General features: G+C 68.8%; 16 protein-coding genes. 5 read left to right on the top strand and 11 right to left on the bottom strand.

Features of this window, described 5'->3' with window-relative positions; genetic code table 11:
* Positions 1-8: 8 nt before the first annotated feature.
* The 8 genes from ACFYRU_RS28040 to ACFYRU_RS28005 all read right to left on the bottom strand — a co-directional run bounded on the left by ACFYRU_RS28040 (position 9) and on the right by ACFYRU_RS28005 (position 8,134).
* Entirely contained in the window at positions 9-1,238 is a 1,230-nt protein-coding gene (locus tag ACFYRU_RS28040) for a cytochrome P450 (RefSeq protein WP_387663766.1), read from the bottom strand.
* 98 nt (positions 1,239-1,336) lie between these two features.
* The gene (locus tag ACFYRU_RS28035; RefSeq protein WP_387663764.1) at positions 1,337-2,638 is read right to left on the bottom strand and encodes a sensor histidine kinase; all 1,302 of its coding nucleotides are present in this window, start codon (positions 2,636-2,638) and stop codon (positions 1,337-1,339) included.
* Positions 2,639-2,640: 2 nt separating this feature from the next.
* Positions 2,641-3,327 carry a response regulator transcription factor gene (locus tag ACFYRU_RS28030; protein ID WP_387663762.1) on the bottom strand — a complete coding sequence of 229 codons (687 nt, stop codon included), beginning with the start codon at positions 3,325-3,327 and terminating at the stop codon, positions 2,641-2,643.
* 47 nt (positions 3,328-3,374) lie between these two features.
* A complete protein-coding gene (locus ACFYRU_RS28025; protein WP_387663761.1) occupies positions 3,375-4,445 on the bottom strand; it encodes a hypothetical protein in 1,071 nt (356 codons plus the stop codon).
* The gene (locus ACFYRU_RS28020; RefSeq protein ID WP_387663759.1) at positions 4,445-4,753 is read right to left on the bottom strand and encodes a PadR family transcriptional regulator; all 309 of its coding nucleotides are present in this window, start codon (positions 4,751-4,753) and stop codon (positions 4,445-4,447) included. The genes ACFYRU_RS28025 and ACFYRU_RS28020 overlap by 1 nt, the downstream gene beginning before the upstream one ends.
* Positions 4,754-4,776: 23 nt before the next feature.
* Complete coding sequence (locus ACFYRU_RS28015; RefSeq protein ID WP_387663757.1) at positions 4,777-5,397, bottom strand: hypothetical protein; 621 nt, start codon at positions 5,395-5,397, stop codon at positions 4,777-4,779.
* Between the two features lie 79 nt (positions 5,398-5,476).
* Positions 5,477-7,231, bottom strand: a complete 1,755-nt coding sequence (locus ACFYRU_RS28010) for a hypothetical protein (RefSeq protein ID WP_387663755.1) — start codon at positions 7,229-7,231, stop codon at positions 5,477-5,479.
* Between the two features lie 81 nt (positions 7,232-7,312).
* Positions 7,313-8,134, bottom strand: coding sequence for a tryptophan 2,3-dioxygenase (locus ACFYRU_RS28005; protein WP_387663753.1), 822 nt, complete (start codon positions 8,132-8,134; stop codon positions 7,313-7,315).
* A gap of 81 nt (positions 8,135-8,215) precedes the next feature.
* Here ACFYRU_RS28005 and ACFYRU_RS28000 point away from each other — a divergent pair, with 81 nt between their 5' ends.
* From ACFYRU_RS28000 to ACFYRU_RS27980, 5 genes are all read left to right on the top strand, one after another.
* A complete protein-coding gene (locus tag ACFYRU_RS28000) occupies positions 8,216-8,680 on the top strand; it encodes a hypothetical protein (RefSeq protein ID WP_387663751.1) in 465 nt (154 codons plus the stop codon).
* 73 nt (positions 8,681-8,753) lie between these two features.
* Positions 8,754-10,211 carry a glycoside hydrolase family 76 protein gene (locus ACFYRU_RS27995; RefSeq protein WP_387663749.1) on the top strand — a complete coding sequence of 486 codons (1,458 nt, stop codon included), beginning with the start codon at positions 8,754-8,756 and terminating at the stop codon, positions 10,209-10,211.
* Between the two features lie 18 nt (positions 10,212-10,229).
* Positions 10,230-10,637: a hypothetical protein gene (locus ACFYRU_RS27990; protein ID WP_387663747.1), complete on the top strand. Its 408-nt coding sequence runs from the start codon at positions 10,230-10,232 to the stop codon at positions 10,635-10,637.
* A 27-nt stretch (positions 10,638-10,664) separates the two neighbouring features.
* Positions 10,665-11,156 (top strand): DUF2505 domain-containing protein, encoded by a 492-nt coding sequence (locus tag ACFYRU_RS27985; RefSeq protein WP_387663746.1) that lies wholly within the window; start codon positions 10,665-10,667, stop codon positions 11,154-11,156.
* Positions 11,157-11,235: 79 nt separating this feature from the next.
* A complete protein-coding gene (locus tag ACFYRU_RS27980; RefSeq protein ID WP_387663744.1) occupies positions 11,236-11,427 on the top strand; it encodes a hypothetical protein in 192 nt (63 codons plus the stop codon).
* 3 nt (positions 11,428-11,430) lie between these two features.
* On the opposite strand, the gene pruA is transcribed toward ACFYRU_RS27980, so the two are convergent.
* The 3 genes from pruA to ACFYRU_RS27965 all read right to left on the bottom strand — a co-directional run bounded on the left by pruA (position 11,431) and on the right by ACFYRU_RS27965 (position 14,549).
* Positions 11,431-13,059, bottom strand: a complete 1,629-nt coding sequence (pruA, locus tag ACFYRU_RS27975; protein WP_387663742.1) for an L-glutamate gamma-semialdehyde dehydrogenase — start codon at positions 13,057-13,059, stop codon at positions 11,431-11,433.
* A gap of 117 nt (positions 13,060-13,176) precedes the next feature.
* Positions 13,177-13,629, bottom strand: coding sequence for a VOC family protein (locus ACFYRU_RS27970; RefSeq protein WP_387663740.1), 453 nt, complete (start codon positions 13,627-13,629; stop codon positions 13,177-13,179).
* On the bottom strand, positions 13,626-14,549 hold the full coding sequence (locus tag ACFYRU_RS27965) for a Ku protein (RefSeq protein ID WP_387663738.1): 924 nt from the start codon (positions 14,547-14,549) through the stop codon (positions 13,626-13,628). The genes ACFYRU_RS27970 and ACFYRU_RS27965 overlap by 4 nt, the downstream gene beginning before the upstream one ends.
* Positions 14,550-14,561 lie beyond the last annotated feature (12 nt).

Raw genomic sequence — 14,561 nt, 5'->3', positions numbered from 1 at the left:
CCGATGAGCTATTGGTTGACCGACTGAAGCACGAGCTGCACTGGTAAGGTTTGCAGCCGCCTGCCGACACCGGCCATTTTCCAGCGCGGCACAAACCCTTCAACCAGGTGCGCCGATTGCACCTGTTGAACAAACACCTCGATGGCGATCCTCAATTCGAGCCTCGCGAGGTGAACCCCGAGACAATGATGGCGTCCTGATCCGAAGGCGACATGATCGTTGGGCTGCCTGTCGACGACAAGACGGTCAGCATCGGGAAACGCGCGTTCGTCACGATTAGCCGATGCCCAGAGCAGCATGATGAAGTCACCTTCGCTGATGTCGTGCCCGTTCCAGCGGGTGGCACGGCGAACGAATCGCTGGCCGGTGTGAACGACGCCGATGAAACGCAGGAACTCCTCGACGGCGGACGGGATCAGCGACGGTTGATCCCGCAGACATCGCCACAACTCCTGGTCGCGAATCAACAGGTGCAAGATGGCGGCCAGGGCCGCCGACGGTGTCTCCGTACCGGCCTTCCACAGAAACCAAAGGGCGCTCACTTGCTCCTCCGGACTCAACGCGGAATCCTGGAGCTTGGTCGGTATGTCCTGCTGAGGATTTTGCTGCCGCTGTTCGAATACCGCAGACACATAGTCCAACATTTCCCGCGCGGCGGTGTCACCGACGTCCGTCGGATCGTTCGTGTGGCGAACCCAGCGGGCGAAATGAGCGACCCAGTCCACCACACCGGGGACGGGTGCGGGCTCGCCGAGCAGCGGCTGCCGCCACATGACCAGCTGCGGCAGCCGGTCGGCGAATCCGGCGACCAGATCCACCTGCCCTGCGTCCGAGAACAGGTCCACGACGAGTTCGTTCGCCAGCTGACGGACGCTGGCCTCCATCGATGCGACCACGCGATGGGTGAAGAACCTGCTGAGACCTGCCCTGTAGATCCGATGTTCCGGCGGGTCGAAGTGGATGGGGATCAACGGATCCGGACCGGCATGCGGGCGCGTCGGACCTCCTCGGATCCTCGACGAGAAGGTGTCATCGTCGGCAGCGACCTTCTTGACCTCGTCATAGGTCGATACCACCCACGCACACTCCGGCACAGCTGCCCAGCCGGCTTGGCCGTACTTGGCCGAACGAGCGAACGGCGACCTGCTCCGGAGTTGCCTGTAGACGGCGAATTGATCCTGCAGCCGGGGCTCGTCCGTCGGGTCGAAGTCTCTGCATGGCCACTCGTCTTCAGTCACTGACTGACTCCGTCCGGCGGTGCATGATGATGGGAGGGCTCTCTCCTGCTTATCACCCGGATCTGAAGCCGTCCTGAAGCCTTCCTGGAAGACTCAGCTCAGGACGGGGCAAGCGTCAGGACAACCTCGTTGCGGTGGAGGGTCAGGGTGCCGCCGGCGGCTTCGGCGCAGCGGCGGGCTATGTCCAGGCCGAGGCCGGTGGAGCCTCGGTCGGAGCGGCCTCGTTCGCCTGCGCCCAGGGGGATGCCGGGGCGTTCGTCGGCTACGACAATGCGGACGAGCGTGTCGGTGCGGGTGAGGGTGATGCGGGCGGGGGTGCCGTCCGGGGTGTGGGCGACGACGTTCTCGACCAGGGCGTCGAGTGCGGCGCCGAGATCCTCGGCGGACGAGCGTACGGGCGCCGGGTTCGTTGGCAGGTCCAACGCCAGTTCGCGGCCTTGGTCTTCGAAGAGGGGTTCCCAGAAGGCGGCGCGCCGGCGGGTGACCTCGACGGCGTCGGAGTGCGGTACGCGCCCTTCGCGTTGCGGGCGTCGGGCGGCGCTGATGACTGCGGTGAGCGTTCGTTCCAGCACGTTGACCTGGGTGTTCAGCTCCTCGGCGCTCGCCCGGTCCGGTAGTGCCTCGACCTGCAGCCGGAGTGCGGTCAGCGGAGTGCGCAGCCGGTGCGAGAGGTCCGCGACGGCTTCGCGTTCGACGGCGATGACCTCGTCGATCCGGTCGGCGAGTCCGTTCAGGGCGGAGCCGACCTTGGCGACTTCGGCGGGCCCGGTGGTCGGGGCACGGGCGTCCTTGTCGCCGCGGGCGAGGCGTTCGGCCGTACTGGCGGTTTCTTCCAAGGGACGGGCGAGGCGGCGGGAGACGAGTTCGGCGCCGCCGATGCTGAGCAGCAGTACGACGAGGCTGCCGCCGACGAGGATCAGCAGCCGCGGGGTGAGGCCGGCGTACAGCTCGTCATCGGTCAGGAAGAGGCAGACGGACGCGGTGCCGTGCGGCGTACCGACTCCGACGTCGACCGCGAGACCACCGGCCAGGTCGCGGTACTCGGCGTCGCCCAGCTTCGGCGGCCCCTTCTGGTCGCCGTCGTCGTCGCCGTACTCGGCCGGTACGTACTTCGGCGTCGGGACCCCACCAGGCGGCGGATCGCCAAGCGTCGTACCGTCCGCCATCCGCACCGAGATGCTGCCGGGTGCATCGGGGAGCTCGTTGATGTACGCGGTGATGTCGGCGTTCGTGCGGCCCCTGTCGCCGACGTAGTACGCCACGGTCTCGGCCCGGTTGCGGGCCTTGTCCTTGGACTCGCTGGCCGTCGTACTGCGGAGCAGAAGAATGAGCGGTACCGCGAAGGCGAGTACGACCAGCGTGGTCATGCCCACCGAGAGCAGCAGGATCCGTCGGCGCATGCTCACCGGTCCACAGCGAGCTTGATGCCGACGCCGCGAACGCTGTGCAGGAACCGCGGCGCGGCCGCCGTCTCACCGAGCTTCCGCCGCAGCCACGACAGGTGTACGTCGACGGTCCGGTCGCCGCCGCCCCACGGCAACCCCCAGACCTCCGCGAGCAGTTCCCGTTTGCTCACGACAGCCCCGGGCCGCCGGGACAACGCGAGCAGGAGGTCGAACTCCTTGCGCGTCAGCTCCACCGGCCGACCGTCCACGGTCACCTCGCGGCTGCGTGGGTCGATCCGCAGCCCGCCGACCTCGACGGTGAGCGATTCGCCCTGCTGTTCCTGACCGAGCCGTCGCAGGACGGCGCGGATCCGGGCGTCCATCTGCGCCGCGCTGAACGGCTTGATCACGTAGTCGTCCGCACCGGCGTCCAGCAGCCGTACGACACTCGCGTCGTCGTCGCGCGCCGTCGCCACGATCACCGGCACGTCGCTGACCGCCCGGACCATCGCGAGTACGTCCCGCCCGTCGAGGTCCGGCAGACCGAGATCGAGCAGCAGCACCTCGGGCTTGTCCCGCGCGACGGCCGCGACACCGTCCGCACCGGCCGCCACCGCCGACACGACATGCCCGGCCGCCGTCAGGGACTTCCCCAACGACATCCGAATCGCATCGTCGTCCTCGATCAGCAGCACCCGCGCCATGTACCAGAGCGTAACCGCCCGTCCGTCAAGGAACTCTCAAGTGCGACTTAAGCCGCCGTCCGTTCGCGTACGGCGGCCGCGGCCAGCCCGGCGACCGCGCCGAACGCCGTGGTCCACAACGGCAACCAGACCAGCATCAGGATCAGCCCACCGAGATCGTCGCTGACCAGGTAGGTCGGCAGATCCGGCAGCCCGCTCTGGTGAAACGCGTCCATCGTCAGCTTGTCGGCAACGGCCGTCTGTGCTGCGTGGAGCGACGCAGCAAGTCCCAGTACGAACACCAGCGGCGCGCCGACCAAGCCCGTCCAGAGCCCTGCCAGCACACCGGCATTCGGCGAGCGGCTGATGCCGGCGGCGAAGCCGGCCGCGACGGTCACCGCGACGACGACGGTCAACCACGCAGCCGGCCCGGACAGCCAATCGGCAGAACGGCTCAACAGCATCGGCACCACCCAGACTGCGACCGCCCCCAGACCGGCCGCGGCACCGGCCCACCGCCCGGCCGGTTGCGACACGGCAGCGCGCGGTGGCGTGACCGCCAGGGCGACGTACCCGGCGAGGACGACGGCGAACACCAGCGCGAACAGGTGCAACGGATCGTCGACGGCACGCGGGTACGCCGACGCGGCCCTGGCGGCGAGTCCGACGCAGGCCACGACCCCTAGCAGTACGACGGACACGACCACGATCCACGGCGACCGCAGTACCACCCGTGGCACCCGCCGGCCGGCGACCGCCCAACTCAGGTAGCCACCGAGCAGGACCGCGAACACCACGACGAACACCTGCAACCGTGGGAAGAACGCCGCCGCGCCTGCCCACGCCCCGCCGGCCACCATCGCGGCGACCAGCGCCGGATGGAACCCTCGCCGGGACGGTGGCAGCAACGCAACCCGAGCGGCGCTCAGCGCGAACCGCCACCGCTGCATCGGATCCTCGATCGACGCCAGCTCCGCCAGCATCGCCCGTCCCCACTGTTCGCGGTCACCGTGCAGGCCGTCGGCCGCGACGCGCAGCATCCAGGCGGGCCAGTCCGTTCGGCGCACGGCGGCGAACAGGCGCCGACGGGACACCGCGAGGACGATCAGCGCAACGATCGGCGCGAACAGCAGCACCATCACGACCCCGCGAGTCGTGGTCGGAGCGGCGGAGCCGGTGCCGTCGCGGGCAGTCCGGCCGCGAACCGTACGCCGTCGCCGGTCAGCCGGTACAGATGCCGGGCCGGGCGCCCGGGCTGCGGGTCGTTCTCCCATTCGGTTTCCAGCAGGCCACGATCGGCCAGCCGGATCAGGATCGGGTACATCGACCCGGCCTTGAGACCGACCTCGACGCCGAGCTCGTAGCCGTACCGCCACGCGGCCGGGTCCGCGGCGAGCGCACGCAGCACCGTGATCGTCTGCTCCGAGGGCCGCCGGGAACGCGTCATGGCAAAACTCTATATAGCAAGAGTTAGCCCGGCAATGCCTCCGGCGGAGGTTTCAGCCCGGTCCGGCGAAGTTCGAGCGTGGCGAGCGCTCTGATGACCTCGGAGTCGCCGTCGCGCCAGGCGGTGACTGGGTCGTCGGAGATCTTGGCGAGTTTGTGCATCGGCTGGTTCGCCATCGCGCGCAGTGCGAACAGGTCCAGGTCGGCGGCGTTGTCGATGAACTTCTGGGCCGCCCGGGCCCGGCGCGCGAAGCGGATCCGGCGCGGCACCCAGATCAGTACGGCGAACAGCACCGGCAGCCCGATCGTCACGCCCGCGAGTACCAACGCCAACTGGTCCACCGCGTGCACCTGGTCCCGCCCGGCCTGGGCGAGCTTGCCCGCGGCGCCGGCCGCGCTGTCGATCGGCGATCGCAGCTGGTCCCCGACCGCCGGCACCTTGCCGATCGGTTCGGACAGTTGCCGCAGGTTGCCGGCCAGCCCGTCGCCGGCCTCGGCCGCCATCCGGCCCGGCGCACCGAGAGCTTCGACCATCCGGTGGACGAGCAGGCCGAGCTCCACGCACAACCAGATCCACGCGACCAGCAACAGGTCCCCCAGGACCTGCCTGAACCGCTGCCCGCCGACGTCGGAGTAGAGCTTCACCAAGCCTCCTGGAGAGTCCCGCGAAGCCTAGCGAACGAGGCCACCCACTGTGGATGGCCTCGTCACGCTTTCCCGAGGATCAGGCCGGCCGCGGCCGGATCGTCCGCGAGTCGATCGAGCTGACCGCCCGCCCGTCGCCGGCCGCGGTGTGCGTGACCGTGACCTCGAGCGGGTGGTCCGCGACGATGTCCAGTACGCCGATCAGCAGCAGCGGGCTCTTCGGCCCGACCGCCTCCTCGAGGCTGCAGCAGTCGTCCATCGTCGCCGTACCGGGCGCGAGCTCGAGCTTCGCGAACGGGCGGGCCGGCACCGTACGCGGCTCCCGCCCGACCGCCTCGTCGTTGAGCACGAGCGGAGCGAAGTACTTGACGACGGTGACCGTGCAGGTCGTCGGGTTGTAGATCGTGACCGCGGTCGCGTACTTCCCGTCGACGACCGTCTGGCACTTGTCGTCGTCGGCCTTCTCGATGCCGTAGATCATCTCGACCGAGTGATGCCACCGGCACGCAGGCACCGTCACGGTGACGGGCTTGCTCGCGACCACGACTCCGTCGGCGACCACGTCGAGCGTTCCGGTGAACGTCTGCGGGTCCTCCGCGCAGTCGACGACGCCGGTCCACGTCACGTCGAACGGCAACGTGTGCGCGGTGTTCCCGGGCAGCGGGCCGTAGCTCGGCGGCGTGATCGAGGTGACGAACTGGGCGATCGATCCGGTCGGCTGCAGATGGACGTCGGCGATCGAGTGGACCGCGGCGTTGATCAGCGAGACGAGCGTGCCGACGATCTGGCTCGCGTTCACACCGATCGTGTGCGTACCGCCCGGCGTGGCCGCGGTCATCCGGGTCGCCTGGCCGGCGCTCCCACCCACCGGGCACGGCGAGTAGTCGGTCGACCCGATCGCCGGATCGCCGTCGAGCGCCCCGGCCGTACCGGTGTCCGTACTGACGGCCACCAGCGTGATCCCGGCCGCGACGAGGGCCGCGGTCGCGGTCGCCTCGGTGACGTCCGGTACGCCGGACAACGCCGAACACACCGGGTCGTGTCCGGGTGCGTCCCCGAACCAGACCACGATCCGCTTGCTGTCGGTCCGCCAGCCGATGGCGGGGTCGGTTGCGACCTGTTGCAAGGCGAACAGTTGTCCCTCGGGGATGTCGGAACCGTCCGCGGCGGACCACGTGGCGACGGCGGCGGTCACCGCGGCGACACCCGGCGTCGGCGCGAGCTGGTGCTGGAACGCGTACGGGTTGAGGCCCGTACCGACCGGGAAGTCCTTGTAGTTCCCGGCGCCCCAGGCGAGGTCGAACCCGGCGAACGCGGGATCGTTGACGATCGCACCGATCCCGGCCTGGACCGCGCCGATGATCGAGACCATGCTCCCGGTCGTGTCGGCGAGCAGGTAGACGTCCGCCTTGGGTGGAATCCGCGACTCCGGGATCGTCACGGTGACGGTCTCGTCCTCGGTCACGCACTCCGGCAGCACCCACGTGTTCGTCGGCGGGTCGATCGTGACCGGGTCCGCGCCGAGCCCGGCGACGACGGTCGCGGGTGCTACCAACGCTGGTACGAACAACTCCCGCCCGGCCAGTGCCTCGAGCCGCCGGCGCGGCCGGACCGTGCCGGACTCGTCGACCGCGACCGAAGCGGTCCGGTTCGGCTCCCCGCGTACGGCGCCGTGGAACAGCCGTACCTGTCCGCCGTCCGGCATCCGCCCGGAATCACCGGCCAGGACGTCGATCTCGCCGGTACCGAGCACCTCGGCCAGCGCGGCGCGGACAGCCTCGGCCGGCTCGGGCCCGATCCCCCCATCGGGACGGCCCTCGTCTGTAGAACTCATCTGAATCTCCCCCTCCGAAGATGTGCCCCTACAAGGGCGGACTCCGGACGGGTCGGTTCTGATACCGGCGAGTCTGAAAAATCAGAGGTTGGAGCGAAGGTTCCACAGCAGCGGGTAGTAGCGCAGGTCCAGCCGGCTGCGCAGGTAGCTGGCGCCGGACGACCCGCCGGTACCGGGCTTGGTGCCGATCATCCGCTCGACCATCACCACGTGCCGGGCGCGCCAGGCGGCGGCGAGTTCGTCGTGCTGGAGCAGGGCCTCGGCGAGCTCCCAGATCGCGGCGTAGTGCGAACGGTCGCCGGCCACCTTGCGCAGCGCGTCCCGGATCGAGTCCTCCGAGTCGGTGTCGAACCCGGCCTTGCGCAGTACCTCGAGGTACGCGTCCCAGAGCGTCGGCTCCTCCAGCCGGCGGTGCAGGCGCTCCTTCTCGACCTCGGTCAGCCCGCGGAAGCGGCGTACGAACGAGGGGTCCTTCGAACCGGACAGGAACTCGATCTCGCGGAACTGCACCGACTGGAACCCGGACGCCGGCGACAGCCGGTGCCGGAACTCGCCGAAGTCCTGCGGGGTCATCGTCTCGAGGATGTCGACCTGCTGGGTCAGCACCCGCTCGATCGTGTGTACCCGGCGGAGCAGGTGCTCGGCGAGCCAGAGTTCGCCGTTCAGCATCGCGTCCCGGGAGGCGGTCAGCTCGTGCAGGTTCTGCTTGAACCACAGCTCGTAGACCTGGTGGATCGTGATGAACAGCAACTCGTCGTGCGCCGGCGGGTCCGACTCCAGCCGCTGCTGGTCGAGCAGCTCCGCCAGCCGGAGGTAGCTGCCGTACGTGAGCCGGCCGCCCTCCTCACCGAAATGCACGTCGACGCCGCCCCACTGCCCCGCAACCCCGTCACCAGCGCTCATGTGACGGAGACTAGCCGACGGGTCCGTGACCGGTCAGTGATTCGTTCGTTGGAACTCAGGAACGCCGAGTCGAGGAGTTGTATGTCCGCCACGGTCGAAACGCCGATCGTCCCTGGTCCTGTTCAAGGGCCCACCCGGGAAGAGCCGCTGATCGAGGCGTTGCTGCTCGACGACTACCGGTCGCTGGTCCACCTCGCCTACCTGATCCTCCCGCCTGCGATCAGCCGGGCGAGGCGGGTGGCGGCCGCGCACGCCGTCGTACAGCAGGCGCTCCCGCCGGGGCTGCCGTTGCCGACCGGCCTGGTGCACCGGGAGTTCATGCGCCGCCGTGTGGTCGAGGAGGCGACCCGGCAGGCTGAGCGCCGGACGGTCCTGTCCCGCCTCGGCAGCGTGCTGGCGCCGGCCGACGAACTCGGCTTCGACCCGTGCAGCACCCGCCCCGACCGCACCGCGATCACCCGCCGCCGCGCCCGCGGCCGCCGCGTCGCGATCGCCGCGACCGTCGTCGTCGCCACCACGATCCTCACCGCGCTGCTCACGTTCTGACCTTGACGTGGTGAGGTCGTCCGCCTACCTTCGGTGACACCGCTTTCTTCCTACCGCCCCAGGGAGACGTGTGATGTACGGTGGAATCGTTTCCAGCCTTGCTCTGCTGATCGCTCCCCTCGGCGCGCCCGCACCGGCGCCTGCCACGCCGGAGGTGAACATGACCGCCCAGGCGACGATCTGCAACAAGTACTGCGACGCCCGCGACCCGGCACTCGCCACCAAGGACCGGACCGCGGTCTCGACGACGTTGTTCGGCCGCACGATCACGCTGCACTTCGACGACGACGCCGCGATGGGCTGGGCCTCGATCGAGAACGGCAACCCCGGCGACGAGGTGTGGCTGGACCGCTCGATGGACGGCGGCCGTACCTGGTCCGGCGGCAGCCGGCTCGGCAACACCGCGATCCCGACCGGCCAGCGCGGTTGGCGCACGCTGATGTACAACGTCGACGACTGGAACAACCTCGGCGTCGGCGCACTCCGCGCCTGCGGCAAGGCCGGTGACCGCGCGGACATCGCCTGCACCCCGTGGGCACGGACGACGTGGAACGCGTGGGACCGCCGTACGGCCGCCTCGACCGCGCTGATGCAGGACTACAACCTGTCCAGCGGGCTGTTCGACACAACAGGCTGGTGGAACTCGGCGAACGCGCTGAACGCGTTGATCGACAACATCCGGGTCAGCGGCATGCAGAGCTACAAGTACGCGATCGCGAAGACGTACGACCTCAACCTGAACCAGTTCGAAGGCCAGTTCCGCAACGACTACATCGACGACACCGGGTGGTGGGGGCTCGCGTGGGTCGCCGCGTACGACCTGACCGGCGACGCGCGCTACCTGCAGACGGCCCGTGCCGACGCGGACCACATGGCCGCGTACTGGGACAACACCTGCGGCGGCGGGGTCTGGTGGAGCGAGGCGAAGACGTACAAGAACGCGATCTCGAACTCGCTGTACATCCAGCTGAACGCGCAGCTGCACACCCGGGTCGCGGGCGACTCGACGTACCTGCAACGCGCGCAGGCCGGATGGACGTGGTTCCAGCAGAGCGGGATGATCAACGGCTCGAACCTCGTGAACGACGGCATCGACCTGTCCACCTGCAAGAACAACGGTCAGACCGCGTGGACGTACAACCAGGGCGTGCTGATCGGTGCGCTCACCGAGTTGTCCAAGGCAACGAACAACTCGGCGTACTTGACCTCGGCCCGCACGCTGGCGGACGCGTCGACGACCGCGGCGTCGCTGCACACCGCGGACGGCATTCTCCGCGAGCCGTGTGAGGACGGCGACTGCGGCGGCGACGGCCCGTCGTTCAAGGGCGCGCACGTCCGCGGGCTCGGCAAGCTGAACGCCGCGCTGCCCGATCACCCGTACACGGCGTACCTGCAAAAGCAGGCCGATCGCGCGTACGCGGCCGACCGGACACCGATGGACCAGTACGGTCTGCGCTGGTACGGCCCAGCCGACAAACTCGACGCGGCCCGCCAACAGTCGGTCGTAGACCTCCTCAACGCCGCCCCCTAGCCCGGGTACGTTCGCCGGGTGACGGGGATCCAGGAACATGACGGCCGCAGGCGCGAGACGCTGCTGCGGGTGCATCGGCCGAACGACTGCATCTTCACGTTGTCGCTGACGATCGACCCCGCGAAGGACATCATGTTCACCGAGTTCTACGACTACGGTCCGAGCGGCGACGATCCGGGCCGGGAGTACGGCTACAGCGTGCACGCGCCGTACGACGCGCTCAAGACGCTGGCCGACGCGTACGCACCGGGCTCGGAAGGGCCGGCCAAGGACCGGCTGATCGACGCGTTCAAGCACCTGATCGCGTCCGGTGAACTCGGCGACCACCTGCCCTTGAAGACGAATCAGGAGCTGGTACAACGCGCCTTCGAGGCTGCTGGTGTGATGACGGCCGCTGATACCTGGGTGTGGCACAACTCCGAATGAACCTGCGGGTAATGCCATGATGACGGGATGGAGCTGAAGATGTCGGCGTCGTACGACGCCACCCCCGAGGAAGTGTTCGCGATCGTGACGGACACGGCCTTCCGTGAGCAGGCCTGCGAGAAGACCAAGGCGCTGTCGTACGACGTCAAGGTCAGCACGTCCGGCGCCGACACGGTGGTCCGGGTCAGCCGGCAGATGGAGTCCACGGACATCCCGGACATGGCCCGGAAGTTCGTCGGCGACACGCTGACCGTCGTGCAGACCGAGACCTGGCACGCGCCGGCCGCGGACGGTTCGCGGACCGCGGACGTGTCCGGCGAGATCAGCAACACGCCGGTGACGCTGAAAGGCACCGCGCGGATCGGCTCGGACGGAGCTCAGACCGTCCAGGCGATCGACCTGGACGTGAAGGTCGCCGTACCGCTGATCGGCAAGAAGCTGGAGCCGTTCGTGGTCGACGCGATCCGCTCCGGCCTGCAGAAGGAACACGACCTCGGCCACGAGTGGAGCGGCAAGTAAAGGCCGTGTCGTTGCGCTGACCACGGCACCTCCGGTGGCAACCTGAGAAGAAGCGTTGCACCGGAGGTGACCCGTTCTGATGCGTAGTTCCCTGCGTAAGAAGCCCGCCGAAGACGAGCAGTACTGCGCTTTCTGCGCCGCCTTGATGCCGTTCGAGCGCGTCGAACCCTCGGACTACCTGGTCGACGAGCCAGACGAATGGATCTGCATCACATGCGGCTCCGCCCTCCTCGTCGACCCACCCACCCAGGAGCTACACCAGTCGGCCTAGCCCTCAGCCCTGGTGCGGGTACCGGTAGTCGGTTGGTGGGGTGAAGGTTTCCTTCATGGAGCGGGGGGAGGCCCAGCGGATCAGGTTCCACATGGAGCCTGCCTTGTCGTTGGTGCCGGAGGCTCGGGCGCCGCCGAAGGGTTGCTGGCCGACGACGGCGCCGGTGGGCTTGTCGTTGACGTAGAAGTTGCCGGCCGCGAAGCGCAGGTAGTCGGCGGCCTCCGCGATCGCGTGCCGGTCCTGGGCGATCACCGCGCCGGTCAGACCGTACGGCGCCGAGTGCTCCATGCCCTTCATCACTGATCCGTAGTCCGCGTCGTCGTACACGTGCACGCCGAGGATCGGGCCGAAGTACTCGGTCGTGAAGATCTCGTCGGTGGGGTCGCCGGAGACCAGCAGCGTCGGGCGGACGAAGTACCCCTCGCTGTCGTCATAGGTGCCACCGGCAACGACCTCGATCGAGTCGACCGACCGGGCCCGGTCCAGCGCCGCCTTGTGCTTGGCGAACGCGCGGTCGTCGATCACCGCACCGATGAAGTTCGACAGGTCGGTCACGTCACCCATCGTCAGCGACTCGGTCTCGGCGGCGATGTCGTCCTTGATCAGGTTCCACACCGAGCGCGGCACGTAGGAACGCGACGCGGCCGAACACTTCTGGCCCTGGTACTCGAACGCGCCGCGCACCATCGCGGTCTTCAGCACCGCCGGGTCGGCCGACGGATGCGCGAGGATGAAGTCCTTGCCGCCGGTCTCGCCGACGAGCCGTGGGTACGTCTTGTACGACGCGATGTTCGTACCGACCGTGGCCCACAGCGACTGGAACGTCTTCGTGGAGCCGGTGAAGTGGATCCCGGCGAGGTCCGGGTGCGTCAGCGCCGCCTTCGAAACATCGATGCCGTCGCCGGTGACCAGGTTGATCACGCCGGCCGGCAGTCCGGCGGCCTCGAACAGCCGCATCGTCCAGTGCGCCGCGAACTGCTGCGTCGGCGACGGCTTCCACACCACGGTGTTGCCCATCAGCGCGGGTGCGGTCGGCAGGTTGCCGGCGATCGCGGTGAAGTTGAACGGGGTGATCGCGTACACGAAGCCCTCGAGCGGCCGGTAGTCCACCCGGTTCCAGACGCCCGGCGACGAGATCGGCTGGTCGCTGACGATCTGCCGCGCGAACGCCACGTTGAACCGGAGGAAGTCGATCAGCTCGCACGCCGCGTCGATCTCGGCCTGCTGGATCGTCTTCGACTGGCCGAGCATGGTGGCCGCGTTCAGCGTGTCCCGCCACGGGCCGGCCAGCAGGTCGGCCGCCTTGAGGAAGATCGCGGCCCGGTCGTCGAACGACAGCGACCGCCACGCCGGCGCCGCCGCCAGCGCCGCGTCGACCGCGGCGCGACCGTCCGCCTCGGTCGCGTTACCGAGCGTGCCGAGTACCTGGGCGTGCCGGTGCGGCTGGACGACCTCGATCGGCGTACCGCCGCCCAGCTTCTGCTCGCCGCCGATCGTGCAGGTCAGGTCGATCGACCCGGCCGCGGTGAAGTCCTTGAGCTTCGCCTCCAGGCTCGCGCGCTCGGCCGAACCGGGCGCATAACCCTTCACAGGCTCGTTGGCGGGCGTCGGTACAGCGGTGACGGCATCCATGCGGCAGGACTCCTCGATCGTGTGGTGGACCGTACTGGGGTCACACCCGGTGCGGATGGCCTGGCGTGACACCAGCATGGTGCCACGCCAGGACCGTCAACCACGAACGCAGCTGAATTACTTCCGCCACGGCATATGTTGCAGCGCCCAGGTGTTGCCGTCAGGGTCTTCGAACCAGGCGTAGAACACGCCGCCGAGGTCTTCGGTCGCGCTCACCTCGACGCCGCGCCCGAGCAGCTCCGCGCGGGCCGCCTCGATGTCCCTCACGACCAGGTGCAGGCCGCGCTGCGAACCGGGCGCCATCTGCAGCTGCGGCAGCCCGGTCGTCAGCGAGATCGAGCAGTACGAACCGGGCGGCGTGAGCTGCACGATCCGGACCCCGTCCGCCGGCGTCACGTCCACGTCGCACACGAATCCGGCCTGGTCGGTGTAGAACGCCTTCGCCCGGTCGACATCCGCGACCGGGATCGGGATCAGCTCGAGCAGGTACGCCCCCGGGGCCACCACGGCGTGTCCCGGGTCCACCGGGACCTCCGAGATATCGGCAGGGATCTCGGTGCGCTCGCTCATGACGCCTTCTTCTTCGCTGCGGTCTTCTTCGCAGGGGTCTTCTTAGCAGCGGCAGCCTTCTTGGCTGGCGCCTTCTTGGCGGCCGCAGCCTTCTTGGCGGGAGCCTTCTTCGCAGCGGCCGGTTCACCACCACCCGCACGACGTGCCTTCGCGGCCTCGACGGAGGCCCGCAGCGCGGCCACCAGGTCGACGACCTCGGCCCCGTCGGTGCCCTCCTCCTCGTCGGACTCCGGCAGCGGTACGCCCTCCGCCTTCGCCTCGACGACCTTCTCCAGGGCCTCGCGGTACTCGTCGTGATACTGGTCCGGGTCGAACTCGCCGCGCAGCGTGTCGATGTACGACGACGCCATCGCCTTCTCCTGGGACCGGATCTCCACGTCCTCCGGCGGCGCCGCGAACGACTTGTCCCGGATCTCGTCCGGCCAGAGCATCACCTGCAGCACCAGCACGTCGTCGACGGTCCGGAGCAGGCCGAGGCTCTCCCGGGACCGCAGCGCGACCTTGACCAGCGCGTACAGCTCGGAGCCGTCGAGGGCGTCCCGGAGCAGTACGTACGGCTTCGCGCCGGGGCCGCCGTCGGCGGCCAGGTAGTACGACTTGCCGAGGTACAGCGGGTCGACCTGGTCCGACGGGACGAACTCGAGCACGTCGATGACCTTCTTGCTGGACAGCGGCAGGTCGGCGAAGTCGTCCGAGTCCAGCACCACCATCCGGCCGTCCGGCATCTCGTACCCCTTGCCGATGTCGGAGTACGGCACCTCTTCACCGTCGATCGAGCAGATCCGCTTGTACTTGATCCGCCCCCCGTCGGCGACGTGCACCTGGCGGAACGAGATGTCCTTCTCCTCGGTCGCGGAGAACACCTTGATCGGGATCGTCACCATCCCGAACGAGATGGCCCCCTTCCAGATCGCCTGCATCGCCATCAGCTC

The sequence above is a fragment of the Kribbella sp. NPDC004536 genome (assembly GCF_042873835.1).
GTDB lineage: Bacteria > Actinomycetota > Actinomycetes > Propionibacteriales > Kribbellaceae > Kribbella.
Note: the sequence above shows the minus strand (reverse complement) of the source record. Positions and strands in the feature narration are given on the sequence as shown.

Coding starts and splice junctions, on each gene's coding strand:
- ACFYRU_RS28035 (WP_387663764.1), bottom strand. CDS start 2,638: ATGCGCCGACGGATCCTGCTGCTCTCGGTGGGCATGACCACGCTGGTC.
- ACFYRU_RS28030 (WP_387663762.1), bottom strand. CDS start 3,327: ATGGCGCGGGTGCTGCTGATCGAGGACGACGATGCGATTCGGATGTCG.
- ACFYRU_RS28025 (WP_387663761.1), bottom strand. CDS start 4,445: ATGGTGCTGCTGTTCGCGCCGATCGTTGCGCTGATCGTCCTCGCGGTG.
- ACFYRU_RS28020 (WP_387663759.1), bottom strand. CDS start 4,753: ATGACGCGTTCCCGGCGGCCCTCGGAGCAGACGATCACGGTGCTGCGT.
- ACFYRU_RS28010 (WP_387663755.1), bottom strand. CDS start 7,231: ATGAGTTCTACAGACGAGGGCCGTCCCGATGGGGGGATCGGGCCCGAG.
- ACFYRU_RS28005 (WP_387663753.1), bottom strand. CDS start 8,134: ATGAGCGCTGGTGACGGGGTTGCGGGGCAGTGGGGCGGCGTCGACGTG.
- ACFYRU_RS28000 (WP_387663751.1), top strand. CDS start 8,216: ATGTCCGCCACGGTCGAAACGCCGATCGTCCCTGGTCCTGTTCAAGGG.
- ACFYRU_RS27995 (WP_387663749.1), top strand. CDS start 8,754: ATGTACGGTGGAATCGTTTCCAGCCTTGCTCTGCTGATCGCTCCCCTC.
- ACFYRU_RS27985 (WP_387663746.1), top strand. CDS start 10,665: ATGGAGCTGAAGATGTCGGCGTCGTACGACGCCACCCCCGAGGAAGTG.
- ACFYRU_RS27980 (WP_387663744.1), top strand. CDS start 11,236: ATGCGTAGTTCCCTGCGTAAGAAGCCCGCCGAAGACGAGCAGTACTGC.
- pruA (WP_387663742.1), bottom strand. CDS start 13,059: ATGGATGCCGTCACCGCTGTACCGACGCCCGCCAACGAGCCTGTGAAG.
- ACFYRU_RS27970 (WP_387663740.1), bottom strand. CDS start 13,629: ATGAGCGAGCGCACCGAGATCCCTGCCGATATCTCGGAGGTCCCGGTG.
- ACFYRU_RS27965 (WP_387663738.1), bottom strand. CDS start 14,549: ATGCAGGCGATCTGGAAGGGGGCCATCTCGTTCGGGATGGTGACGATC.